A 25,233-nucleotide genomic window follows, 5' to 3' on the forward strand; every position below is an offset into this window, starting at 1 on the left:
GTCACCCGAGCAGGCCCGCCTCGCGCGCGCCCTTCAGCGAGGGCTTGATCCGATGGGTCGGCCCGACCTGGTCGGCCACCGCGTCCAGAGTCTTGAGTCCCTCGCCGGTGTTGTAGACGACGGTCTCCTTCTCCGGGTCGAGCTTGCCGCTCTCGACCAGCTTCTTGAGCACCGCGACGGTGGTGCCGCCGGCCGTCTCGGCGAAGACGCCGGTGGTCTCGGCGAGCAGCCGGATGCCGGCCCGGATCTCCTCGTCGTCGGCGTAGTCCATCCAGCCGCCGGTGCGCCGGACGGCCTCGATCGCATACGCCCCGGCGGCCGGGTCGCCGATGTTCAGCGACTTCGCGATGCCGGTCGGCTTGACCGGGGTGATCTCGTCGGTGCCCGCGTGCAGGGCGGTCGCGATGGGGTTGCAGCCGGCCGACTGCGCGCCGAACACCCTCCAGCCGCCCTCGGGGGCCTCGACCAGACCGGCCTCGACCAGTTCCGAGAACGCCTTGTCGACCTTGGTCAGCAGCTCGCCGGACGCCATCGGGATGACCACCTGGGCCGGGATGCGCCAGCCCAGCTGCTCGGCCACCTCGTAGCCCAGGGTCTTGGAGCCCTCGGCGTAGAAGGGCCGCACGTTCACGTTGACGAACGCGGTGTCCTCGAACTCGTCGGTCTCGACCAGCTCGCCGCAGAGCCGGTTCACGTCGTCGTAGGAGCCCTCGATGGCGACCAGGTCGCCGCCGTACACGGCGGTCGTGATGATCTTGCCCTGCTCGAGGTCGTCCGGGATGAAGACGATGCTGGGGACGCCGGCCCGGGCCGCGTGGGCGGCCACCGAGTTGGCCAGGTTGCCGGTGGAGGCGCAGGCGAACCGGGTGAAGCCGAGACCGCGGGCGGCGGTGAGGGCGACCGAGACCACCCGGTCCTTGAACGAGTGGGTCGGGTTGGCCGAGTCGTCCTTGACCCACAGCGGCGCGCGCAGTCCGATCGCCGCGGCCAGGGCCGGGGCGCTGACCAGCGGGGTCAGGCCGGGGTCGAGGGTGACCCGGGTGGCCGGGTCCTGGCCGGCCGGGAGCAGACCGGCGTAGCGCCAGATGTTCTGCGGGCCGGCCTCGATCTGCTCACGGGTGACCCGCGCGAGGGCGGCCTGGTCGTAGGCCACCTCGAGCGGGCCGAAACACTCGTAACAGGCGTGCTGGGCGATCAGCGGGTATTGCGCACCGCAGGCGCGACAGACCAGCCCGGTGGCGGGCGAGTCGGAGACAGCAGCGGGTGCACTGACGGCAGACGTCATTCTAGAGGCCTTCCCTCTCATCTTTCCCCGCGGCGATCTGCCGGACCGGGGACGGAATTAGCACCTGCCACGAGCGGCCTCGTCATCGAGACATGCGTGGTGGTTGCCGGGGCTTCACAGGGCCGTTCCCTCTGCCCCTCTGGATGAGGTATTCAGTTGTGTTTCCAACACCTTACGTCGAGATCCGCGGAAAGGAAGCCGGGCATCCCGAGGTGTGAGCAAGACCCGCGGCTACGAGGTGACGTCCTTGCGGGTGAAGCGCCAGAACGCGATGCCCCAGCACAGGGTGGCGTAGGCGACCGCGCTGATCGCCCCCTTGACCAGGCCGTCCACCTGCACCGGGGTGGAGAGCAAGCCCATCCAGGCGTCGCTGAAGTGGGTCGGCAGCAGGTAGCGGATGTTTCCCAGCGCGGTGATCTGGTCGAGGATGCTCGACAGGATCCAGAGCATCACGGCGCCGCCCACCGCACCCAGCGGCGCGTCGGTCAGCACCCCCAGCAGAAACGCCAGCCCGGCCACGACCAGCATCGAGACGGCCAGGTAGCCGACGATCGCGAGCAGGCGCAGCAGACCCGGCCCGGGCGCGATCTCGGCCGCCACCGTGCTGCCCAGCGGGTGCCAGCCGTACCGCAGGGTGCCGGCGATCAGCGCGACCCCGGCCAGCACGACCAGCGCCACGGCCGAATAGGCCAGCGCGACGATCAGCTTGGCCGCGAGCAGCCGGGCCCGCGGCACCGGCACGGCCAGCAGGTAGCGCAGGCTGCCCCAGCTGGCCTCGCTGGCCACCGTGTCGCCGCAGAACAACGCGACCACCACGACCAGCAGGAAGCCCGCCGAGACGGCCAGGCAGAACAGCGCGAAGTTGAGCCCGCCCGAGGTGGCCAGGCCGACCAGGCTGTCGAAGGCGCCGCCGCTCTCGTCGTCCTCGCCGCCGCCGAACTCGAACGCGGCCAGCACGATCAGCGGCAGCACGGCCATGAAGCCCAGCGCCAGCTGGGTACGCCGGCGGGACGCCTGGCGGCGTGCCTCGGCCCACAGCGGCATGGTCCGCGACGGCCGATAGCCGGCCGCACCGGCCGAAGTGTCCACGCTCATCGGTCTCCGCTCCCCCGCGAGTTGTCCCCCACCAGCGCCAGGAAGGCGTCCTCGAGCCGCCGCCGCGGCACCACCCGGTCGACCGCGACCCCGGCGCGCACCAGCGACGCCACCACCTCGGAACGGGGTGTGCCGTTCATGTCGACGATCAGCCCGGACGGCCCGTCGGGCAGCACCGAGCGCACGCCCAGCTCGCCCAGCACCCGCTCGGCGGCCGGCACGTCGGACACGTCGAGCAGCACCGACGGGGAGTCGCCGACGATGTCCTCGACCGGGCCCGACGCCACGATCCGGCCCTTGTTGACCACGACCGCGTGCGTGCAGGTCTGCTCCACCTCGGCCAGCAGGTGGCTGGAGACCAGCACCGCCCGGCCGTCGGTGGCGTAGCGCTTGAGCACCCGGCGCATCTCGGCGATCTGCGGCGGGTCGAGGCCGTCGGTCGGCTCGTCGAGCACCAGCAGCTCGGGCAGGCCGAGCATGGCCTGGGCGATGGCCAGCCGCTGGCGCATGCCGTGGCTGTACTTCTTCGTCCGCCGGTGGATCGAGTCACCCAGCCCGGCGATCTCCAGCGCCTCGTCGAAACGGGCGTCGGCCCACGGTCGTCCGGTCGCCTTCCAGTACGCGTGCAGGTTCTCCAGCCCGGTCAGGTGGGGCAGGAAGCCGGGCCCCTCGACCAGCGCGCCGACCCGCGACAGCACCGGCGAGCCGGGCACCAGCCGGTGACCGAACACCATGGCGTCGCCCGCGGTCGGCATGGTCAGGCCCATCAGCACCCGCAGGGTCGTGGTCTTCCCGGCGCCGTTCGGACCGAGCAGACCCACCACCTGGCCCCGCTCGACCGTGAAGCTGATCTCCTCGACGGCGACGAACCCGTCCCCGTACGCCTTGCGCAGGTTGCGGACCACGAGCGGCGTCTCGGCGTATTCGGGGAGCGTCGGGGTGTGCCGGCTCCGCAGCCGCCGGCGCCGCACCAGCAGCACCACGGCCAGACCCACCACGATCGCCGCGAGCAGACCGGCCAGCACGTACCGCCAGATGGTCTGCGGGTCGGCGATCGGCTTGCCCACCGCGGTCGGCAGCTCCAGCGCCGCAGCCACCTGCACCGAGTACGTCGCCGGCTGCACCGGGGAGAGGAACGCCTGGTCGGTGGTGGCCACCACGACGCGTACGGTGTGGCCGGCCTCGATCCGGCGGACGATCGCGGGCAGCCGGATCGTGCGCTCGGGCGCCTCGTCGATCGACTGTGGCAGGTCGGTGAGCCGCACCGGGGCGACCAGCCCGGCGCTCAGCGTCTCGGCGCCCGACTCGTCGACGTCGTAGAGCTTGACGAAGAGGGTGGCCTCGCCGGTCGGCGAGGCCGCGCGCAACCGTACGGTCGGCGAACCGACCACATCGACGGCCGCACTCACCGGCGAGGTCTCGAAGCTCGCGTTCTGCCCCGGGATGTCGGCCGCGACGCCGGCCAGCAGCGTGCTCAGCCGCCCGCCGGTGCCGGGCAGCGACGAGATCGCGCCGGGGTTGCCGTTGGGCGGGTTGGCGATCGGCTGCGCCGGGCCACGCAGCTCGAGCTCGGTGCGTCCGGTCCCGGTCAGGCCCGGGTACGCGTCGATCGAATACCCGTTGGTCACGAGGTCGCGGTCGAGCGCGCTGAAACCGGCCACCCGCGAGTAGGTGAAGTCGTCGGACGGCGTGCCGCCCCCGCCCTTCACGTAGTGGTCGAGCCACTGCAGGGTCAGGAACTTCACCCTGTCCTGATCGCTCTGCGGCCCGGCGCCCCCGTCGTGGCCACCGGTGAACCAGGCGACCCGTACCGGGGTGCCGGTCGCGGCGATCGACCGCGCGTTGGCGTCGGCCTCACTGAGCGGGAAGAGGGTGTCGACCGCACCCTGGATGAGCAACGTCGGCGCCTTGATCCGGCCGACTGTCGCCGCGGGGCTCGACCGGCGCAGCAGATCGAGCGTCTTCTGCTCGGGATCGCCGGTGGTGGCCACATCGAGGTAGGCCGCGCAGACGTCGGCCGCGAACCGCCCGCACGCCGGGTCGACGGTCATCCCGGTCGGCGGGGCGACCGCCCCCGTGGCCGGCACGGCGCCGCCGTTGCCGAAGAAGACCCCGGCCCAGCCCTTCTTGAAGACGCCGGTGGCCGACGTGTCGGCCGACTGCGGCAGGAAGACGTTCGTCAGGTCGTTCCAGGTGATCGACGGGACGATCGCGTCGACCCGCGGGTCCTGCCCGGCCAGCATCAGCGCCAGCGCCCCGCCGTAGGAGCCGCCGACCACGCCCACCCGCGGGTCACCGGCCGCGTCGGTCTGGATCTCGGGGCGGGCGGCGAGCCAGTCGAGCAGGCCCTGCGCATCCCGGATCTCGTGGTCGGGACTGTTCAGGTGGATCTGGCCGCCGCTGCGCCCGAAGCCCTCGGCGGTGTAGGCCAGCACCGCGTAACCCTGCTCGGCCAGCGACTCGGCGTCGTCGCTGACCGACTCCTTCGTGCCGCCGAAGCCGTGCGCCAGCAGGACCGCGGGCACCCGGCCGTCCCGGTCGCGGGGCAGATAGAGCCGCGCGTCGAGCCGCACGTTCTCGTTGCCCTCGGGCCCGCTGACCACGGTGATCGTCTCGTCCTGCGACGTCCACCCGGTGCGCTCGGGCCACACGGCCCAGCCGACCAGCCCGGCGACGAGCACGAGGACGGCCGAACCGGCGACGACGCGCCCGCGGGTGGGCCGGGGCAGGGCACGGCGGAGCCGGCTCGTCCATGACATGCCTGAACGCTAGCCGCACGCGACTGGGCGATGCTGTGAAACCTCTCAGGGGCGATCGGGCGATAGCGTGGACCCTGGGGACGAGACGATCTATCGACAGGGGCCTGCGCGCGTGGATGAGGAACTGAAGCTGACCGCGGCCCTGCGGCTGGCCGGGCTCGACGACCGCCGGGGCATCGTGCGCCTGCACCCCGAGGTGATGACCGCCCTGGAGATCAACGCGGGCGATCCCGTACGCCTGAGCGGGGTCACCACGACGGCGGCGCTCGCGGCCAAGGCCGAGCCGGGGGCGAGCCGCGAGTTCCTTTACGCCGACGACCTCACCCTGGGCAATCTCGGTCTGCGCGACGGCGGCCAGGTCACCGTCGCCCGGCAGCCGGCGGTGGCCGCCCGGCGGGTCACGCTGGCCGCCGAAGCCGACGTGGTGGCACTGGTCTCGCCCGAGATCCTGCGGCTGGCCCTGCTGGGCAAGGTGGTCAGCACGGGCGACCAGGTCTCGCTGCGCCCACAGGACGTGCTGCCGCTCAGCGGTCGTCCCCAGATGCCCGACATCGGCCGCCGGTTGCGCAACCGGCTCGGCTATCAGTGGAACGTCGCACTGCTCACCGTGGCCGAGGTCACCGAGTCGGACGGTGCCGTGATCACCATGGACACCGTGGTCGGCTGGCAGGACGGTCCGGTGTCCACCCCGGTGCCCGGGCCGGCCGCCCGCCCCGAGGCCCCGGCCACCACCGACCCCGAGGTGCCCCCGCTCAGCATCGACGACCTGCCGGGCCTGCGCACCCAGGCCAAGGAGCTCGAGGAACTGCTCGACCTGGGCTTCAACCACGGCGAGGTGCTGGCCCGGCTGGGCACCAAGATCTCGCTCGGCGTGCTGATCACGGGTCCGGCCGGGTCGGGCAAGTCGGCGCTGGTCCGCGCGGTGGCCGCCCAGGTGCAGGCGCGCGTGGTGCAGGTCTGGGCGCCCGGCCTGGCCGCGCTGACCAACACCGCCGCCGCCGGCCGCCTGCGCGAGCTGGCCGGCGAGGCCCGGGCGGGCGGCGGCCCGACGGTGCTGCTCTTCTCGGACGTGGACGCGATCGCCCCGCGCGACGAGCCGGGACCGATCTCGATCGTCTTCCGGCAGCTGCTCGAGGAGACGCTGCGGACCGGCGTGGCGGTGGTGGCCACCACCAGCCGGCCGGAGTCGGTCGACACGTCGCTGCGCTCCCCCGACCTGCTGGCCCTGCAGCTGGCCGTGCCCCTGCCGGACACGGCCATGCGGCTGGAGCAGCTGCGGGTGCTCACCCGGGGCATGCCGCTGGCCGAGGACGTCCGCCTGGATGACATCGCCGGCCGTACGCCGGGCTTCGTCGCCGCCGATCTCGGTGCCCTGGCCCGTGAGGCCGGCGTCCGCGCCGCACTCCGGCAGACCGACAAGCGCGAGTCCGAGGGGACCGAGGCCCCCGAGGTGGCCATGGCCGACTTCGAGGGCGCGCTCGACGTGGTGCGCCCGACGTCGATGGCCGACTCCACCCTCGAGGTGGCCTCGGTGACCCTCGACGACGTCGGCGACATGGTCGAGGTCAAGCAGATGCTGACCGAGTCGGTGCTGTGGCCGCTGACCTACCCCGATACGTTCGCCCGGCTCGGCGTCTCGCCGCCGCGCGGGGTGCTGCTCTACGGCCCGCCCGGGTGCGGCAAGACCTACCTGGTCAAGGCCATCGCCGGCACCGGCAAGGCGAACGTGCTGTCGGTCAAGGGCGCCGAGCTGCTGAGCAAGTGGGTCGGTGACAGCGAGCGCGCGGTGCGTGAGTTGTTCCGCCGGGCCCGGGAGGCGGCACCGACCCTGGTCTTCCTGGACGAGGTGGACGCGCTGGCCCCGACCCGCGGTCAGGCCAACGACGGCGGCACCACCGACCGGGTGGTGGCCGCGCTGCTGACCGAGCTCGACGGGGTGGAGGACCTGCGCAACGTCGTGGTCGTCGGCGCGACCAACCGGCCCGACCTGATCGACCCGGCGCTGCTGCGGCCCGGCCGGCTCGAGCGGCTGGTCTATGTGCCGCCGCCGGACGCCGAGGCCCGGGCCGAGATCCTCAAGGCGTCGGCCAAGTCGGTGCCGCTCGACGAGGCGGTCGACCTGGTCGAGCTGGGTGCCGATCTGGAGGGCTTCTCTGCGGCGGACTGCGCGGCGCTGATCCGCGAGTCGGCATTGTCGGCCATGCGGGAGTCGCTCGAGGCGACGACGGTCACCGCGGCCAACGTGGCGACCGCTCGCGAGCGCGTCCGGCCGTCACTCGACCCCGGCCAGGTGGCCTGGCTCGCCGCGTACGCGGAAACGCACCAGGCCTAGCGGCGGCGGGTCCGCGCCTTGCTCGATCGCAGGCGCCGCAGGCGGCCGACCAGGACCGGGTCGTGCTCGAGCGCGGCCGGGTTGTCGAGCAGGGCGTTGAGCAGCTGGTAATACCGCGTGGAGCCCAGGCTGAAGGTGTCGCGGATGGCCTGCTCTTTGGAGCCGGCGTGTTTCCACCAGCGCGCCTCGAAGGCGAGTATCTGCTGCTCACGCTCGCTGAGCCGGGGCTCGGCAACCTGGTCGGCAACGGGCTCGGCGACCGGCTCGGTGGTGGGCTCGGCGCGCGGGGCCGGGATGTGCTGCTGCTCTTCGGACGGGTCCGCGGCCGGCTGCATGACGCTCCAAAAGAGAAAGACGAGCACAGATGTACGAAGCGGGGACCGTCAGCATAAGTCCGACGGCCCCCGCTCCGCATGTGCGGTCGACGTTACATCACGTGACATCCCGGCTACGCATAGTCCACATCGCCGCCACCACGACGAGCACGAAGACGCCGGCGAGGATGCCGCCCGCCATCGGCCAGGTGAGCGTGAGCGAGTCGGGCACGCAGCCGGAGGCCGAGGAGAAGTCGCAGGAGTTGTAGTCCTCGACCTTCACCTCCTTGTCCATCCAGGCGATCATCCAGATCGGGATGAGATAGGCCTCGGCGAACTTCACCTCGGCCAGCGAGAGCACGGTGCCCAGTCCGAACTGGAAGACGATCAGCGCACCGATCGTCACGCCCAGCGCCATCGCGGTGTGCCGGCCCAGCGAGGCCAGCCCGAACCCGACCGCGCCGGCCACGATCACCAGGACCAGACCGCGCAGCTCCATCAGCCCGATCGACTGCCAGGCGCCCGAGGTCAGGCCCTCGGTGCTGCCCCGGGCCTGCGCGATCAGATAGAACAACCCGGTCCAGACGGCCGAGAACACGACGGTCAGCGCGGTGAAGAAGGCCAGCAGCGCGACCAGCTTGGTGCCCAGCACGCGCAGCCGTTGCGGCCGCCAGAGCAGCAGGTTCATCATGCCGCCGCTGCTCCACTCGGCGCCGACGAAGGACGCGCCGACGATGAACGCCACCAGGGCGAGCAGCGCAGCCAGCGTGGTCACCATGTCCGGGAAGTTCTCGAGGAAGTCGAAGGTGGGCGGCATGTACCACTGCGCCTGGAAGTCGTCCGGGGTCGGCTCGACCATGCCCTCGCAGCCCGGCGGCCAGTTGCCCGCCCGGTCGGTGCCCTGCGCCGCCCGGCAGTCGGCCATGTCCCGGCCGAACTGCTCCTGTGAGCGCTGGTAGTCCTGCTGCGCCTGGGCCTGGGCCGAGGCGATCTGGGACGGACCGACCTTCTCGTTGGTGAAGAACATCCCGACCGCGACGGCGGCCAGGATCAGCGTCACGCCCAGAATGAAGAGCTTGGTGAAGCGGCGCTTGGTCAGCCGCCGGGTCTCGGCACTGTAGAGGCTCACTGACCCCACCCCCCGCTCGCCGGCGTCGCCGCCGCCGTCTGGTCGACCTGACGGTTCTGACCCTCGACCGGCGCGGTGCCGGTGAGCTCGAGGAAGACGCTCTCCAGATCGGCCGACATCGGGGTCAGCTCGCTGACATAGATCCCGCGCTCGGCGAGGATCCGGGTGATCTGGGCCGGGTTGCCGGCGTTGCCGACGGTGAAGTGGTCGTGCTCGACGCTCACCTGGGCGCCGTTGGCCCGGAGCAACTCGATCGCGGGGCGCATGTCGACACCCGCTTCGAGGCCGACCTTGACCGACGACGAGGTGTGGGTCTTGAGCACATCGGCCACCGAGCCGGCGGCCACCCGGCGACCGGCCGAGATGATCGTGACGGAGTCGCAGATGAGCTGGATCTCGCCGAGGATGTGGCTGGACAGCACCACGGTCATGCCCGACTCGGCCAGGTTGCGCATCAGCGTGCGCATCTCCCGGATGCCGCCGGGGTCGAGACCGTTGGCGGGCTCGTCCAGAATCAGCAGCTTCGGCTCCTTGAGCAGCGCCGACGCCACCGCGAGGCGCTGCTTCATGCCGAGCGAGTAGGTCTTGACCCGGTCCTTGGAGCGGTCCCGCAGCCCGACCAGCTCGAGGACGGCGACGACGCGCTCCTTGCGGACCCCACCGGCGTCGGCCAGCAGCGACAGCGTGTCCTGCGCGGTGAAGTTGCCGAAGAACTGCGGGCTCTCCACGATCGCGCCGACCTGGCCCGCCACCTCGGGGAGGCTCTCGGGGACCTCGCGCCCGAGAATCGCCATGCGACCGCCGTTGGGCTTGATCAGCCCGAGCAGCGTTCGCAACGTGGTCGTCTTGCCCGAGCCGTTGGGTCCCAGGAAGCCGTGCACCTGGCCCGCCTCGACAGTCATGTCGAAGCCGTCGAGCGCTCTTCGCACACCTTTACGGCTGCGATACGTCTTCTGCAGCCCGGCTATCTCCAATACGGCAGTCACGGGCGAGACTCTAGACAGACTCGTCAATATCAGCTGATGGATCGCCGGCAATTACGCCGTGACGACGTGAACTCCAGCCTCCCGGAAACGGGCGACCACCTCGGCCGAGGCCCCGGAGTCGGTCACCAGCGTCTCGATCTTGGTGATCGGGCAGATCCGGGCGAAGGCGTGACCGCCCAGCTTGGACGAGTCGGCGATCACGACGACCCGCTTGGCCCGGGCGACCATGAGGCTGTTCATCGCGGCTTCGCCCTCGTGGTGCGAGGCCGCGCCCAGCTCGACGTCGACCGCGTCCACGCCGAGCAGCACGATGTCGAGGGTGACCTCCTTGAGCAGCGCGCCGCCGAGCGGCCCGACCACCTCGAAGGACTGCGGGCGCACCACGCCGCCGGCCACGACGATCTTCATCCGCGAGCGGACCAGCAGCTCGTTGGCGATGTTGAGCGCGTTGGTGACCACGGTGAGCTGGGAGCCCTCGCTGCCCGCGTTCAGATCGGGGCGTACGGCGAGAGCGCGCGCGACCTCGGTGACCGTGGTGCCGCCGTTGAGCCCGACGACCGTACCCGGGGTGACCAGGCCGGCCGCGGCCTCGCCGATGCGCTGCTTCTCGGCCGAGTGCTTGGCGCTCTTGTAGCGCAGCGGGAGATCGTACGAGACGCCGTTGGCCACCGCGCCGCCCCGGGTCCGGGTGATCATCTGCTGCTGGGCCAGCTGGTCGAAGTCACGGCGGATGGTGGCCTGCGAGACGTCGAGCCGCTCGGCCGCGTCCTCGACGCTGACCCGCCCGCTCTCGGCGAGTAACTCGAGCAGGGCATTCCACCGCGCGTACCGGTCCACCCAGACTCCCCGCTGCACGTTCCGTGATAAGAGTGTGCACATTAGTGCGCGAAAGCCCGGGAAGCAAAGATCGGCCCTGCGCGGTGCGGCGGCGATGGTTGCGTCGGCGCCGGGCTTCCACGCAGAATGACGCTCGAAAGTACCGGGTACCGAGCGCTTATGCGCACGCGGTGTGAAGGGTGGCCCATGACATACGTCAAGGCGGAAATCGCCAGCCAGCCGGAGTGCTGGCGGAAGGCCGCGAAGCTGGCCGACGCCCCCGGCCTCCCGGCGCGGGGCGAGCGCGTCGCCGTGGTCGGCTGCGGCACCTCCTGGTTCATGGCCAAGGCGTACGCGTCGTTGCGGGAGCAGACCGGTCAGGGGGAGACCGACGCGTTCCAGGCCTCCGAGTTCCCGCGCCGCCGCCGCTACGACCGGGTCGTCGCGATCACCCGCTCGGGCACCACCACCGAGGTCCTCGACCTGCTCAACGATCTGGCCGGGGGCACGCCGACCACGGTGCTGACGGCCGACGAGTCGCAGCCGGCCGCACGCCTGGCCGACCAGACCGTGCTGCTCGACTTCGCCGACGAGCAGTCAGTGGTGCAGACCCGCTTCGCCACCAGCACCCTGGCGCTGCTGCGGGCCCACCTGGGCGAGGACATCGAGGCGGCGGCCACCGACGCCGAGGTCGCGATCCGCCTGCCGCTGCCGGTGCACCCGGCACTGGCCGAGCAGATCACCTTCCTGGGCCGGGGCTGGACCGTCGGGCTGGCCGAGGAGGCGGCGCTGAAGTGCCGCGAGGCCGCCATGTACTGGGCCGAGGCCTATCCGGCGATGGACTACCGGCACGGCCCGATCGCGATCGCCGCCCCGCGCCGGGTGGTGTGGGCGTTCGGTGACATCCCGACCGGCCTGGCCGACGAGGTCGAGGCGACCGGCGCGCTCTTCGTGCACAGCCGCCACCACGGCGGGTATGCCGCGCTCGGCCGCTGGTGCGGCGGACGCGCACCGCTCGACCCGATGGCCGACCTGATCGTGGCCCAGCGCGTGGCCGTCCTGCTGGCCACCAGCCAAGGCTTGAACCCGGATCACCCTCGCAACCTCACCCGCTCGGTAGTCCTGTAGGCATGAGCGACTGCACCGGAATGAGCGGAGCGGTTCGAGGGCCAGGAGGGCATGCCACGCCGGCTCAGCGCCGGGTGGTGGTCGCCCTGGATGTGGGCGGGACGGGCATGAAGTGCGCGCTGGTCCGCCCGGACGGGACGGTCCACCACACCGAGCGGCACCCCACCCAGGCCGAGCGCGGCCCGGAGGCGGTGCTCGGCACGATTCTCGACGTCGCCGAGGGACTGGCCGCAAAGGCCCGCGCCGACGGCCTCGAACCGGTGGCGGCCGGGGTGGCCGTGCCCGGCGTGGTCGACGAGGAACACGGCATCGCGGCCTGGTCGTCCAACATCGGCTTCCGGGACGTTCCGGTCCGGGCCCGCGTCGAGGAGAGACTCGCCGTGCCCGCCGTGCTCGGCCACGACGTCCGCGTGGGCGGCATGGCCGAGGCCCGTCTGGGCGGCGGCCGCGGACACCGGCACGTGCTGTTCGTCGCCATCGGCACCGGCATCGCGGCCGCGCTGGTGGTCGGCGGGGCCGGCTACTCCGGGGCGCACGGCGCGGCCGGCGAGCTCGGCCACATCGTCGTCCGGCCCGGCGGCCCGCTCTGCCCCTGCGGGCAGCGGGGCTGCATGGAGTCCCTGGGCTCGGCCCGCGCGGTCGGGCTGCGCTACGCCGAGCTGGCCGGCGCCCCGGGCGCGACCGCGCTCGACGTCGTCACCCGGGCCGGCCAGGGTGACGACCTGGCCCGTACGGTCTGGCGGGAGGCGATCGAGGCGCTGGCCGACGGCATGGTCACCGCGCAGGCGCTCTACGACGTGGGCGTGCTCGTGATCGGTGGCGGCCTGGCCGAGGCCGGCGACGCCCTGCTGCGGCCCCTGGAGGACGCGTTCCGGGAGCGGCTCACATTCCACCGCCCACCCGCGTTCGTCCGCGCCGGCCTGGGGGACGAAGCCGGTTGCATCGGCGCCGCCCTGCTGGCCCTCGACCACCTGGAGAAGCTGTCATGACCCGCATCGGCGGCCGGATCGTCCGGCCCGGCGCCGTCGTCGAGGGATACGTCGAGGTGGACGGGCCGGTGATCCTGTCGGTCGAGGCGGCCGGCGGCGCCGGGGACGACATCGTCGTGCCGGGCTTCGTCGACCTGCACTGCCACGGCGGCGGCGGGCACACGTTCACCACCGGCGACGTCGAGTCGGCGCGCGGGGCGGCCACCTTCCACCTGGGTCACGGCACCACGACCATGCTGGCCAGCCTGGTCAGCTCGTCGTTCGAGCTGATGCGGGACGCCACCGTGGCCTACCGTCCGCTGGTCGAGGCCGGGATCCTCGGCGGCGTGCACTACGAGGGCCCCTATCTGTCCGGCGTGCGGTGCGGGGCGCAGAACCCGGAGTTCCTGCGCGACCCGTCCCTCGACGAGCTGACCGCGCTGGTCAAGCTGGGCGAGGGCGCGGTCCGGCTGGTGACGATCGCTCCTGAGCTGCCCGGCGCCCTGGAGGCCATCGCGTTCCTGCGCGAGCAGGGGGTGGCCGCCGCGGTCGGGCACACCGATGCCACGTACGAGCAGACCCTGGCCGGCGTCGAAGCCGGCGCCACCGTCGGCACCCACCTGTTCAACGGCATGCGACCGCCGCACCACCGCGAGCCCGGACCGGTGGTCGGCCTGCTCGCCTCGCCGGTGGTCTGCGAGCTGATCGCCGACAACATCCACCTGCATCCGGGCATGCTGGCCTTCGCGGTGCGGACGGCCGGGCCCGACAAAGCCGCGCTGATCACCGACGCGATCGAGGCCACCGGCATGGCCGACGGCACCTACGACCTGGGCGGTCAGCAGGTCGTCGTGGCCGACCGGGTGGCCCGGCTGGCCCGGGACGGCTCGATCGCCGGCAGCACGCTGACCATGGACCAGGCCCTGCGCAACACGGTCACCGCCGGCGTCGGGCTGGCCGAGGCGGTGGCCATGGCCTCGACCACCCCGGCCCGCGTGCTCGGCCTCGGCGACCAGGTGGGTGCTCTCGAGGCCGGGCTGCGAGCCGATCTCGTGGTGCTCTCGCCCGACCTGCGGGTCAAACGGGTGATGCGCTCCGGTCGCTGGGTGTGAACCCGGCCGGCCGCTCCCAGCCGCGCAGTGCGGGCAGCGGCAGGCGGTCGAAGGGGATGCGCTCGATCAGGCGGGCCAGCACGACACCGAGCAGCAGGCCGGCGATCGAGTCGGTCAGCCAGTGGAAGCCGGTGTAGACGGTCGTGCAGAAAACGATCACCACCGGCGCCACCCGGAGCGCGTAGGTCTCGGCCCGGCTCAACGGCCGGCGCAGGAGCGCGGCGATCAGGATGGCCAGCACGGCGTACCAGACCAGCGAGTTGCCCAGATGGCCCGAGGGATAGCTCATCGCGTAGCCGCCCTCGGCGTACGGGTTGTGCATGACCACCCGCTCCGGCCCGTCGAATCGCGGTGCGGCCCGGTCGGCCCAGATCTTCAGCGGGCCGATCGTCACGTAGGTCAGCACGAACGCCGCCACGAACGGGAACGCGGCCCGCGCCGACCGCGTCCGCCAGACCAGCAGCGCGCTGAGCAGAAGCGACAGCGGCATCAGGATCTGACCGCCCTGGCCCAGGTAGTTGAGCACGCGGGCGGTCCAATACGGCACCGGCGGCTGGTGGCTCAGCGACCAGTCGGCCACCCGCTCGTCCAGTCGCAGCAGGTGACCGCGCATCAGCGCCACGGTGATCACGACGAACGCCGCCACCAGGACGGCATCCAGCCACCAGCTCTTCTTCTCGGGCACGCCTCTTAAGTTAGAGCAGCTTGCCCAGCTTGGCGGCGAGCAGGTCACCGCGGACGCCCGAGTTGGGGCAGCCGCCGAAGTGGTGCAGCGCCACGACCTTGTTCGTCGCGCGCGACAGCACCGGCGAGCCGGACGAGCCCCCCTCGGTGTCGCAGTAATAGGCCACGTCCGAGCCGGCCGCATACCCGTCGTAGCCCGGGTTGACCACCGCGCAGTTACTGGCCTGCTCACCCAGCGACCCGGCGATCCGGGTCGGCTCGCCCGCCGGGTGCTGCGGGACGTAGAGGGGCTGGTTCTTGGCCGGCCGCTTGGTGTCCAGGGTCAGGTAGCCGAACTTCTGCACCGCCGCGAACTTGTCGACCGTGAACAGCGTGAAGTCGTACGTGCGGTCGGTCGCGATGACCTTGGAGCCCCAGACCTTTGTCGGCTGGTAGACGTCGTACCCACCGCATTTCTCGCACTGATAGTTGAACCAGACCTCGGTGTTGTAGGCCTGGGCCGCGGTGGTGAAGCAGTGGTTGTTGGTGAGCATGCGGTTCTGCGTGCCGATCCGCCACCCGGTGCACAGCTCGGTGCCGTTGATCAGCAGCCGGGCGATAGCCTTCGACTTCGTGTACGCCACCGGGTCGCTCGACCGGTAGCAGGCGGCGTCGGTCGACGTGTCCGACCCGCAGACCGATTCCTCCCGCCCGGTGCGACCCGGGGCGAGGAGCTGCTTCTCCGGTTGACGGTCCTGTTCCGTACGGCTGAAGCCGCGCGCCACCCGGTCGACGTCCACCCCGAGCGTGTCCGGCCGGTTGCCCACCTCGAGCGGGTTGCCGGCCGCGCGGTGCACCTCGAGCACGGCCGTGTCCCCGGTGACCGACATCGCCCAGCGATCCGACTCGGTGGACTCGGCCGGGGCGTCGTACCGGTAGCTCTCGGTGCCGTCGGCGTTCGTCACCGTCACGTAGTCGCCGGGCCGCAGCGCCATCCGGGCGAAGTGCAGCTTCACATAGGACGCTCCCGGGTATCGGAACGTCTCCTGCTTGGGGCCGTCCTGATAGCCGAGCAGCTTGCGCACGCTGACCAGCTCGCCGACCTGCTGCCGGCCGCCCGCCGGGGCCGCGGAGGCCGACTCGACCGGGCGTTCCGCGCTGCCCGCCTCGGGCGCCACCGACTCCGCCTCGGACCGCGCGGTGGTCGTGGTGCTCTCCGGCTCCTCCGGCTCCGGCGCCGGTCCGGAGCTCGACGGCGCCACGATCGGACCCGATCCGGGGGCCGGCGCCTCGCCCGACCGGGTCCGCGCCTGATCGGCCGAGTCCTGCCCCTGGTCGGCCGAGACCGGCGTCCGGGCGGCCGCGGCCGGTGCTTCGTGCCAGGAACCGACCGGCTTCCCGGCGCCGGCGGCCTGCCAGGCGGTGGCCCCGGCCGCGCCGGCCAGAACCAGGGCGGCACACGCCGCGATCGCCATGCCTGCCTTACGTCGACCGGTCTTCAGGGGCACTGTCTCAAACCGCCATTCGCGTCATATCCAGGACGTATGTACTAATCCGGCCTTCTTGCATCTGTGTAACGAGCCACGTGCGACCGCGACGCGCCGAGCGGAACGTGCACACTGGTTCCGTGCGCATCACTTCCGCAGTCGTCGACCCAGCACTGCTGGATCTGCCGTGGGAAATTCCGCTGGAGGATTGGCCGGCCGAGCACCTGGTCGCCCTGCCCCAGGGCATCTCGCGCCACATCGTGCGGTTCGTGAAGCTCAACGACGTCGTCTACGCGCTGAAAGAGACCCGCGAGCGGATCGCCGAGAAGGAGTACGACCTCCTGCGCGCGCTCGAGCGCATCGACTTCCCCGCCGTCGAGGCCGTCGCGATCGTCAACGACCGGGAGGACAAGGCCGGCGAAGCGCTCGAGACCGTGCTGATCACCCGGCACCTGCAGTTCTCGCTGCCCTATCGCGCGCTCTTCTCGCACGTGCTGCGGCCCGACACGCTCAACCGCCTGCTCGACGCGCTGGCCGCCCTGGTGGTGCGCATGCACCTCACCGGTTTCTCGTGGGGCGACTGCTCTTTGTCCAACACGCTGTTCCGGCGGGACGCCGGCGCGTTCGCGGCCTACCTGGTCGACGCCGAGACCGGCAACCTCTATCCCAAGCTCTCCGAGGGCCAGCGCAGCGAGGACATCGAGATCCTGCGGCTCAACATCTTCGGCGAGCTGCTCGACCTCGAGGCGGCCGAGCTGCTGCACGAGTCGATCGACCCCGAGTCGGTGGTCGACGACATCGTGGCCCGTTACGAGCGGCTGTGGCACGAGGTCACCTACGAGCAGGAGGTGCCGCGCGACGCCCGGCACGACATCGAGCGGCGCATCCGGCGGCTCAACGAGCTCGGCTTCGACGTGGCCGAGGTCGACATGTCCACGGTGGACAAGGGCTACCGCATCCGGCCCAAGGTCGTCGACGCCGGCTATCACACCCGGCGGCTGCTGCGCCTGACCGGACTCGACGCCGAGGAGAACCAGGCCCGTCAGCTGCTCAACGACCTCGACACCTACCGCGCCGAGAGTCTGCTGGTCGACGAGCAGCAGGCGGCCCACCGCTGGCTGACCGAGGTCTTCGAGCCGGTCGTCCGGGCCGTGCCGGTCTCGTTGCGGCGCAAGCTCGAGCCGCAAGAGATCTTCACCCAGGTCATCCAGCACAAGTGGCTGCTCTCCGAGCAGGCCGGCCGCGACGTGGGCATGGCCACCGCGGTGCAGTCCTACCTCACCGACGTGCTGGCCAAGAAGCCTGACGAGCAGGCCGTCCTCGGTGTCGAGGTCGGCTCACTGGCCGCCGGCGGGGTCTGAGGCGGGGCCCTCCCGCTGTTCGCCGCGCCGGTTGCCCCGTTCGCGGTCGTAGCCGGGCCGGAACCCGCCCCCGGGCCCGCTCGTTGCCTCCTCCGACGCTTCCCCCCGTTCTCGGGGTCGCTTCTGCCAGGAGGAGAACAGTGCGCAAATTGTGGTACGCCGGAGCGGCTCTCAGCGGCGGGATCATCCTGTTCGGCGCCTCCCCCGCGCAGGCCGATCTGCTGCCCGGCGTGGACGCCGCGGCCCAGCAGGCCGACGAGCGGCTCGCCGACCTGCTGGGGCAGAGCAACGGCGTCAATGTCGACAATCCGCTCGGCCACAGCACCCTGAAGGACACCGCCGCCGGCCAGAGCCCGGTCGCGCGGCTCAAGACCGGGCCGAACAGCCCTGACCTCGACCCGTTGCTGCCCGGCGAACCCGGCGAACCCGGCGGCGCAACCGCCGGCGGACAGCGACGCGGCCTGGTGCCGCGGGAGTCGCGCGACGCCGACGTTCCCCCGGCCGGCGTGGTGCGCCGCCCCGGTCGGACGCTGCCCCTCCAGGACCTGCCGATCTTTGGTTCGGGCGGTCTGCCGCTGCTCTCCGGTCTGATGCCGAACGGCCAGGTGCGCGACTTCTCGGAGCGCCCGACGCGGCGCCAGGCCGAAAGGTTCGACGGCGGGGTGCCGCTGCTCGGCGGCCTCGGCGGCCTGTTCCCGGCCAACGACGGCCCGCGCACCCTCCCGGCCACCGGTGAGCCCGACGTCTCCGGCATGCCGGACGGCGGCGTAGCGATCCTGCCGGCCGCGAAGCCCACCACCGCGCCCACGGCTGACGCTCCGCCGGCCGCCGCCCAGGCGCCGGCCTCCTCCGCTTCCGCCGCCTCTGCCGCGTCCGCGTCCGCCCCCGCCTCCGCCGCCGCCTCCGCCGCCGAACGGCCGACCAAGACCGCCAAGCCCACCAAGGCGGCCAAGCCCGTGAAGCCCCACAAGCCGGCCAAGCCGAAGTCCGCGGCCACGCCCGACGACCCTCGCCTGCACGAGGAGCCGGTCGAGCCGGTCGACGCCGAAACGGACGAGCCCGAGCACCGCGAGTTCTCCTCCGAGGGCCGCCCGGTGGCCGGTGTGGACGAGCAGTACCAGTAGTCCGGCAGCGAAAAGGCCCGCCCGGCAGGACGCCGGACGGGCCTTTCGTATCTGGTGCTGCTTGTTACGGGGTGACCGACGTGATCGTGATCGGGGCCCGGCCGACGACCGCACCCTGGTCGGTCACGATCGCGACCTCGCCCGACAGCTCACGACCGGCCGGCGGCACCGAGAGCGCCGTGACCGTGGCGTCGACCGTGGTCGACGCGCCGTTGGCCAGGGTGATCGGCGTGGCCGGCACACTCACCGAGCCGAGCGCCGGGCTGAAGAAGGCGTCGAGGTAGTCGTACGCCGTGGTGCCCGCGGGCACCGAGTAGCCGTCCACCACGGCGGTGTAGGTGCCCGCCGGCGGGTTGGCCAGGGAGATCGACTCCTCCGAGTCGCCGTCGGCGTCCTGGCCGACCAGGGTGTCACCCTGGTAGAGCGACAGGTCGAGGTCGGCGGCGGCGTCGGCCGGGTTGCCGATCGCCACGTCGAGCCGCGTCGCACCGTCCGGCACCACGATCTCGTACTCCTGGCTCGCGCCCTCGGCGATGGTCGGACGCTGGCGGCTGGCGCTGCCGAGCGGTCCACCCTGCGCGGTCACCGTGACCGGGCCGAACAGGTTCTTGACGGTGAAGGTCACCGGCGTCGGCCGGCCGACCGTCACGCCGGGCAGCGTGACGGACTCCGGCGTCAGCTGAACGCCCTGGACCTTGGCCGCCAGCTTGAACGGGTTGCTCAGCACCGGCGTGGTCCGCCGCGACTCGATCTCGAGCTCCCAGATGCCCGGGATCGGGTTCTCGTAGGCGCGCTCCTCCGGCTTGCAGACGTTCGCGTCGGAGTAGTTCGTGTAGCAGTTCGCGCTGGCGGTGTCCTCGGCCGGCACGCCCCACGGGTTGATCGCGATCCAGCGGGTCTGCGAACCGGCGGCGGTGCCGGACAGGTCCACCTGGAGCGCCTTCGCACCCTCGGGAACAGTGACGTAGAACGAGGTGGTCGAGCTGCGGTCGACCTGGCCTGAGAAGGTGGTCGCGTACGACGGCTTCCTGGTGTCGACACCCGTGACGATCGTGTTGAGCACCTCGAAGTCGACCACGGGCGTGGCCGGGTCGTCGACCTTGAGGATCGCGCTCGCCACACCGTCCTTCGCCCGCACCACGACCGGCACGCTGACCGTCTTGTTCAGCGGCAGCAGGACCAGCGGGGCGGAGACGAACGAGGAACGGTCGCCGATCCACGAGAGCTTGTGCAGCACCGGGTAGCTCGGGCCGGAGGTGCGGGTCAGCTTGATCGTCTGAACCTTCACCTGACCCGGCTTGAGGCCACCGGCGGCCACGGCACAGCGGTTGTAGAGGCCTTCGCCCCGGCCGGGCGTGGCCAGCTGGTCGTCGAGCGGCGTGCAGACCGGCGCCGACGACGTGTACGTGCGGGTGGCCGACTTCCTGGCCAGCAGCTTCCACGCGTCCGGCACGTTGAGCTGACCGTAACCCTGCTCGTTGACCTGCTCACCCGCGATCGAGTCGGCGGTCGAGTAGATCGCCCGCCGCAGCGACAGCGGGGACACCTTGATGCCGTTGGCTTTGGCCGCCGACAGCAGCAGCGCCGCACCACCGGCGGCCTGCGGGGAGGCCATCGAGGTGCCGTTCTGCATCGAGTAGCCCGGCGGCAGGGTGTAGGGCACAGTGGCCAGGCCGGGGACGACCTCCCAGGTCGGCGACAGCGAGATCGCCGAACCGGGGGCGGCGATGTTCGGCTTGAAACCGCCGTCCTCCCGCGGGCCGCGTGACGAGAACGGGATCAGCTGCAACGGCTTGCGGGTGTCCGCGCCGTAGTTGGCCTTCCACGTGTCGTCCGAGATGCTGGCCGCGACGCTGACCACCGCGGTCGCGCCGGACGGCTCGCCGATCGTGTTCACACCCGGACCGCTGTTGCCGGCCGAGATGAACAGCTGGACGCCGTACTTGTTGATCAGGTCGTTGTAGAGCTTGGCCTGCGCGTTGGTGCCGTCGTTGAGCGAGGGCAGACCACCGATCGACATGTTGACCACGTCGACGCCGCGGTTGATCACCAGATCGGACATGCCGGTGGTCAGCGCGACGTTGGTGCAGCCGCCGCCCCACGAGCAGGCCCGCGAGGAAACGATCTTCGCGCCGGGCGCCTGACCGTCGAAGGCCGCGTTGCCGAACAGGTCGTTGCCCGCGGCGATGCCGGCCACGTGCGAGGCGTGCAGGCTCTCCGGGATGCCGATGTTGACGAAGTCGGCCGTGGGCGGGTAGTTCGGGTTCTCCAGCGGCGCGAGGTCGACGTCCTCGCGGTACTCGACGACGAACGGCATGCGCTCGACCACCGCGGTGGCGGCGTTGTCGGTGCCGAAGTGCCCGACGTCGTACTTCTCCTTGTACGGCCGCATGACGGCGTCGTCGGTGAAGTCGAGGTTCTGGTTGGTGTCGACCCGGATGTCGTGGCTCACCGTGTCGTAGAGGATGCCCCAGGTGTCGGTCGTGTCGCCGTCCCGGTTGACGTCACCCGCGGCGTCGGACCCGGCGGTGATCGCCTCGCTGAAGCGGTTGATCCGCCAGGTTCCGGCCGGAGCCTTCCAGGTGCCACCCGCGTACGTGAACGTCGGGCCGGTCACCTCGGTGATCATGCCCCGCCAGGAGGCGTCGGCCTCGAGCAGCGGGTCGGTGGCGGTCACCCAGTCGACGATCTTGCGCTCGCCGGTGGTCGTCTTCGCCAGCGCCGGGTGGTCGATGTCCACACCGGAGTCCATGATGCCGATCGTGATGCCGCGACCGTCGTACTTCGGGTTCTTCTTCTTGAAGTCCACCGAGCCGGTCTCGTCGGTCGGCAGGTACGGGTTCGCGGCCGGCGTCGACGGGCCGGGAGCAGCCAGTTGCACCGGCTTGCCGGGCTTGTCGTGACTACCGGTCTCCGGGAGCTTGATCGTCTCTTCGAGGTCGACGGCGGCCACACCGGCCAGATTCGCGGCGGCCACCACCTTGGCGATCGGCACGGACGCGAGCACGTAGCCGATCTCGTCGAAGTGCCGGGTGACGACACCGCCGAGCGCCTTGATCTTCGACGCGACCTCAGTGGACCGACCGGCGTCGGTGGCCACGATCACCGTGACGAACTTCTTGTGGGCGGCTTCGGCCTTGGCCAGCAGCTCGGCGTCATGCCCGCCGAGGGTGTCGGCCGGTGACTCCTTGGGGGTGGCAGGGTTCTCGGCGGCCTGCAGGGCGCCCTGACCGGGCGCCGCCGCGGCCGGCAGCACACTGCTCAGCGTCGCGCCGGCGGCCACGCCGACAGCCAGCACAGAGGTGAACGTTCGCCGGCCCCAGGTGGATTGTTGTCTCACGTACGGGTCCTCCGGAAGGAAGGCGCCCAGCGGGGGTTCACTGGGCGCATTCCCCGGATCTTCCGATCGATCGGCATAGAAGTCACTACGGTCGATGACGTTGTGACTAGCCCGTGACATTCGGTCCGGCGCATTAATTCGGCCGTGTTACCGCAGGTCACTTCGCATGTCGCTGTATCGACGCATGCGAAAGCAATTGTCCTTGTCGAGAGGCCACTCTCCGCGAGCGTGCCCCTTTCGGACACCGTCGTCCGCCGATCGGCGGCGAGGTCCGGCGTCGCGGGGTCCGTTCGATCGTCGTACCCGGGTCGTAGCATGACGCCGTGACCGAAGGCTTCGAGCTCGGCGTCGACCTGGGCACCTCACACACCGTGGCCATGCTGCGACGTCCCGACGGGCGCACCCGGCCGTTGCTGTTCGACGGCCGTCCGCTGCTGCCCTCCGCGGTCTATCTCGACGCGTCCGGCCGCCTGCACGTCGGGGCCGACGCCCTCCGGCTCGGCCAGGCCGACCCGGGCCGTCTCGAGCCCCACCCGAAACGCCACGTCGACGACGACTCGGTGCTGCTCGGCGACGGCCGCGGCGTGCCGACGCCCGACCTGCTGGCCGCCCTGCTGGGCGCGGTGGCCCACGAGGCGGTGGCCACCGCGGGCTTCCTGCCCCCGGCCACCGTCACCCATCCGGCCTCGTGGGGCGCGCCCCGCCGGGCCGTCCTGGTCGAGGCGCTCGCCCGGGCGGGCTGGCCGGCCGAGACGGCCCTGCTGCCCGAGCCGGTGGCCGCCGCCCGTTACTTCGCCGAGGTGCTGCGCCGCCCGCTGCCGGTCGGCTCGTCGCTGGCCGTCTTCGACTTCGGCGGCGGCACGCTCGACGTGGCCGTGGTGCGCCACGACGGGCCCGGGGCCGGCTTCTCGGTGACGGCCTCGGGCGGCGCCGACGACCTGGGCGGGCTCGACCTCGACGCGGCGCTCGTCGACCATCTGGGCAAGTCGCTGGCCGGGGCCGAGCCCGAGGCGTGGCGGGCGCTGACCGAGCCGGTGACCCTGGCCCAGTGGCGGGCGCGGCGGCAGTTCTGGGAAGACGTGCGGGGCGCCAAAGAGATGCTGTCGCGCAGCTCGTTCGCCCCGGTGCCGGTGCCGGGGGTCGAGCACGCGATACACCTGACGCGCGACGAGCTCGAGGCGGCCGCCGATCCCCTCGTCCGCCGTGCGGTGGGCGAGGCCGGCGCGGTGATCAAGGCGGCCGGGTTGCCGCCATCCGAGCTGGCCGGCCTCTTCCTGGTCGGCGGCTCGTCCCGGGTGCCGCTGGTGGCCCGGTTGCTGCACGCCGAGCTGGGCATCGCGCCGACCGTCCTGGAGCAACCCGAGCTGCCGGTGGCCGAGGGCGCCACCCTCATCGCGTCCTCCGCGGCGCAGCCGGCTTCCGGGCCACCCACGGCGACCGCCGGGCCACCGACTCGGACTGAAGCCGCACCGCCGCCGACTCGGACCGAGGCCGCGCCGCCGCCGACTCCTCTCCCGATCCCCGCTCCGGCAGCGTCGGCCGCTGGGCCGCCTGCTGGCCCGGCCGCTGGATCGGTTGCTGGACCGGCCGCCGGGCCGGTTGCTGGACCGGCCGCCGGGCCGGTTGCTGGACCGGCCGCCGGGCCGGTTGCTGGACCGGCCGCCGGGCCGGTTGCTGGACCGGCCGCCGGGCCGGTTGCTGGACCGGCCGCTGGACCGGGCGCCTCCGGCGACGATCGTCAGTACGCCGAGCCGGTCGACCCGTGGGCCACCGGGGAAGCCGCCGCGATCGCCGCCGGTGGCCCGCCCATGCCCGGCTCGCCGTCCTTCCCCGGCTCCGGCGCGGGCTCGGGTTCCCAGGGCACCTTCGGGCCGCCCAGCGCCGAGCCGTGGCTCGCCTCCGACACACCCCAGCCGGCGCCCGAGCCCACCCCGGCCCGGCCCAACCGCCGCCGCCGCTGGGTCATCGCCGCGGCCGCCGCGACGGTCGTCGTCGTGGCCGCGGGGGCCGTCCTGACCTGGGTGCTCTGGCCCCGGTTCCCGGCCCTTGACTACCAGAACCTGAGCGACCCGACCCACGTCACGCCGGCCGTGCCGATCGGCTCGGCCTGGAAAGACGCCGTCGTCCGCGACGACCGCGCCTACCTGGGCAGCGCCGACTACGACACCGGCAAGGCCGGCGTTGTCGCCATCGACACCGGCGCCGGGAAACCGGCCTGGAGCAACCCCGACGTCGGCACGGCCAAACGCTGGCAGTCGATGGTCGCCCTGCCCGACGGCGTCGCGCTGTTCAGCGAAACCGACTACGACACCGACTCCCGTCAGCTGATCGTGCTCGGCGACGACCGCGGCGAGAAACGGTGGGAGCGCACCCTCGGCGACAACGACCTGGTCTTCTTCGCCGGCGACCACGCTGTCATCGCCGACCGCGCCGGCAAACAGCTGGTCGGCCTCGACCTGGCCCGCGGACGACAGGAATGGCAGATCCCCGACCCGGAGGGCGTCACGGCGCCCGCACTCGTCGCCGTCACCACCCCGGCCGACCTGTCCGGACCGGCCAGCCCCGCCGGGCGCCCGCTGTCCCCCGACTTCGGCGACGACCCCCGCCTCGTCCAGGTCAGCGCCGACCGCACCGCGCGGGTGATCGACGCCGATTCCGGTGAGGTGCTCGCCTCCCGGGCCAACGTCGCCCGCCCCGACGACGAGATGATCGCCCACAACGGCCGTCTCATCGTGCGCGGCTCCGAAGACATCCACCGCATCGTGGCCTACGACCTCGGCCGGCTCGACGGCGACACCATCGCCTACACGGCCCGCTCCGCCACCGCACGGCTGACCGGTCTGGCCCCCTGCGGCGACGACCGGGTGTGCCTGATCGAGGGCACCGGGTCCGGCGACGACAACGCCAAGGTGGTCGCCGTCGACGTGACCGAAGGCCGGCGGGTCTGGGAAGCCCAGGCCCCCGACGCCGACACCGTCATCCCCGTCGGCGAAGCCGTGCTGGTGAGCTACTCGACGACCACCCGGCTGATCGACTCGGACGGCCACGAGATCTGGACCAGGCAGGCCGCCGCCGTCCGGCTCGACGCGGCCAACGTCCTCGAATTCAGCAAACCGCTGGCGGGATACGCCGACGACCCCGCCGTCGCCGGCCGCCACCTCGGCGACGACGCCGTCCAGCTCGGCCCGCTGGCCGACGTCCAGACCGACACCTGCTCGTGGAACACGACCCATCTGGCCTGCGCCACCGCGAAAGACTTCATCGTCGTCCAATACGCCGGATAACGACGAACCGGGCGGCTCCCCCACAGGGGAACCGCCCGGATCATTACTGC

The 25,233-nt window shown here is 72.0% G+C and carries 17 protein-coding genes and 1 riboswitch; of the genes, 7 read left to right on the forward strand and 10 right to left on the reverse strand.

Going from position 1 to position 25,233, the window contains the following annotated elements; genetic code table 11:
* Position 1 precedes the first annotated feature (1 nt).
* From thrC to NAG42_RS04670, 3 genes are all read right to left on the reverse strand, one after another.
* Positions 2–1,285, reverse strand: coding sequence for a threonine synthase (gene thrC / locus NAG42_RS04660; protein ID WP_250028227.1), 1,284 nt, complete (start codon positions 1,283–1,285; stop codon positions 2–4).
* A 14-nt stretch (positions 1,286–1,299) separates the two neighbouring features.
* Positions 1,300–1,435, reverse strand: a riboswitch (SAM riboswitch).
* Positions 1,436–1,516: 81 nt separating this feature from the next.
* Positions 1,517–2,380, reverse strand: coding sequence for an ABC transporter permease (locus NAG42_RS04665; protein ID WP_250028229.1), 864 nt, complete (start codon positions 2,378–2,380; stop codon positions 1,517–1,519).
* On the reverse strand, positions 2,377–5,139 hold the full coding sequence (locus NAG42_RS04670) for an alpha/beta fold hydrolase (protein WP_250028232.1): 2,763 nt from the start codon (positions 5,137–5,139) through the stop codon (positions 2,377–2,379). Before NAG42_RS04670 ends, NAG42_RS04665 begins: the two co-directional genes overlap by 4 nt.
* A 112-nt stretch (positions 5,140–5,251) precedes the next feature.
* On the opposite strand from NAG42_RS04670, the gene NAG42_RS04675 reads away from it, so the two are divergent.
* Positions 5,252–7,471, forward strand: a complete 2,220-nt coding sequence (locus tag NAG42_RS04675) for an AAA family ATPase (RefSeq protein WP_250028234.1) — start codon at positions 5,252–5,254, stop codon at positions 7,469–7,471.
* Here NAG42_RS04675 and NAG42_RS04680 read toward each other — a convergent pair.
* From NAG42_RS04680 to NAG42_RS04695, 4 genes are all read right to left on the reverse strand, one after another.
* Positions 7,468–7,806, reverse strand: coding sequence for a DUF3263 domain-containing protein (locus NAG42_RS04680; protein ID WP_250028237.1), 339 nt, complete (start codon positions 7,804–7,806; stop codon positions 7,468–7,470). The two genes, NAG42_RS04675 and NAG42_RS04680, sit on opposite strands and share 4 nt — an antisense overlap.
* A gap of 97 nt (positions 7,807–7,903) precedes the next feature.
* A complete protein-coding gene (locus tag NAG42_RS04685) occupies positions 7,904–8,914 on the reverse strand; it encodes an ABC transporter permease subunit (RefSeq protein WP_250028239.1) in 1,011 nt (336 codons plus the stop codon).
* Complete coding sequence (locus NAG42_RS04690; RefSeq protein ID WP_250028242.1) at positions 8,911–9,900, reverse strand: ATP-binding cassette domain-containing protein; 990 nt, start codon at positions 9,898–9,900, stop codon at positions 8,911–8,913. The genes NAG42_RS04685 and NAG42_RS04690 overlap by 4 nt, the downstream gene beginning before the upstream one ends.
* Before the next feature lie 51 nt (positions 9,901–9,951).
* Positions 9,952–10,737 carry a DeoR/GlpR family DNA-binding transcription regulator gene (locus NAG42_RS04695; RefSeq protein ID WP_250028245.1) on the reverse strand — a complete coding sequence of 262 codons (786 nt, stop codon included), beginning with the start codon at positions 10,735–10,737 and terminating at the stop codon, positions 9,952–9,954.
* Positions 10,738–10,923: 186 nt separating this feature from the next.
* On the opposite strand from NAG42_RS04695, the gene NAG42_RS04700 reads away from it, so the two are divergent.
* From NAG42_RS04700 to nagA, 3 genes are read left to right on the forward strand one after another with little or no spacing between them, the layout of a single operon-like run.
* Complete coding sequence (locus NAG42_RS04700) at positions 10,924–11,844, forward strand: SIS domain-containing protein (protein WP_250028247.1); 921 nt, start codon at positions 10,924–10,926, stop codon at positions 11,842–11,844.
* Positions 11,845–11,864: 20 nt separating this feature from the next.
* Positions 11,865–12,833, forward strand: a complete 969-nt coding sequence (locus NAG42_RS04705) for an ROK family protein (RefSeq protein ID WP_250028373.1) — start codon at positions 11,865–11,867, stop codon at positions 12,831–12,833.
* Positions 12,830–13,924, forward strand: a complete 1,095-nt coding sequence (gene nagA / locus NAG42_RS04710) for an N-acetylglucosamine-6-phosphate deacetylase (RefSeq protein ID WP_250028249.1) — start codon at positions 12,830–12,832, stop codon at positions 13,922–13,924. Before NAG42_RS04705 ends, nagA begins: the two co-directional genes overlap by 4 nt.
* On the opposite strand, the gene NAG42_RS04715 is transcribed toward nagA, so the two are convergent.
* The gene (locus tag NAG42_RS04715; protein WP_250028251.1) at positions 13,890–14,609 is read right to left on the reverse strand and encodes a phosphatase PAP2 family protein; all 720 of its coding nucleotides are present in this window, start codon (positions 14,607–14,609) and stop codon (positions 13,890–13,892) included. The genes nagA and NAG42_RS04715 overlap by 35 nt on opposite strands.
* 10 nt (positions 14,610–14,619) lie before the next feature.
* Entirely contained in the window at positions 14,620–16,062 is a 1,443-nt protein-coding gene (locus NAG42_RS04720; RefSeq protein ID WP_250028253.1) for a trypsin-like serine peptidase, read from the reverse strand.
* 152 nt (positions 16,063–16,214) lie between these two features.
* Here NAG42_RS04720 and NAG42_RS04725 point away from each other — a divergent pair, with 152 nt between their 5' ends.
* Both NAG42_RS04725 and NAG42_RS04730 read left to right on the forward strand, forming a co-directional pair.
* The gene (locus NAG42_RS04725) at positions 16,215–17,435 is read left to right on the forward strand and encodes a DUF4032 domain-containing protein (protein ID WP_250028254.1); all 1,221 of its coding nucleotides are present in this window, start codon (positions 16,215–16,217) and stop codon (positions 17,433–17,435) included.
* 140 nt (positions 17,436–17,575) lie between these two features.
* Positions 17,576–18,559 (forward strand): hypothetical protein, encoded by a 984-nt coding sequence (locus NAG42_RS04730; protein ID WP_250028255.1) that lies wholly within the window; start codon positions 17,576–17,578, stop codon positions 18,557–18,559.
* Between the two features lie 64 nt (positions 18,560–18,623).
* On the opposite strand, the gene NAG42_RS04735 is transcribed toward NAG42_RS04730, so the two are convergent.
* Entirely contained in the window at positions 18,624–21,899 is a 3,276-nt protein-coding gene (locus NAG42_RS04735) for a S8 family serine peptidase (protein ID WP_250028256.1), read from the reverse strand.
* 323 nt (positions 21,900–22,222) lie between these two features.
* Here NAG42_RS04735 and NAG42_RS04740 point away from each other — a divergent pair, with 323 nt between their 5' ends.
* Positions 22,223–25,183, forward strand: coding sequence for an Hsp70 family protein (locus NAG42_RS04740; protein WP_250028257.1), 2,961 nt, complete (start codon positions 22,223–22,225; stop codon positions 25,181–25,183).
* The last annotated feature ends 50 nt before the right edge of the window (positions 25,184–25,233 follow it).

It is taken from the genome of Paractinoplanes maris, from assembly GCF_023544465.1.
GTDB classification, from domain to species: domain Bacteria; phylum Actinomycetota; class Actinomycetes; order Mycobacteriales; family Micromonosporaceae; genus Actinoplanes; species Actinoplanes maris.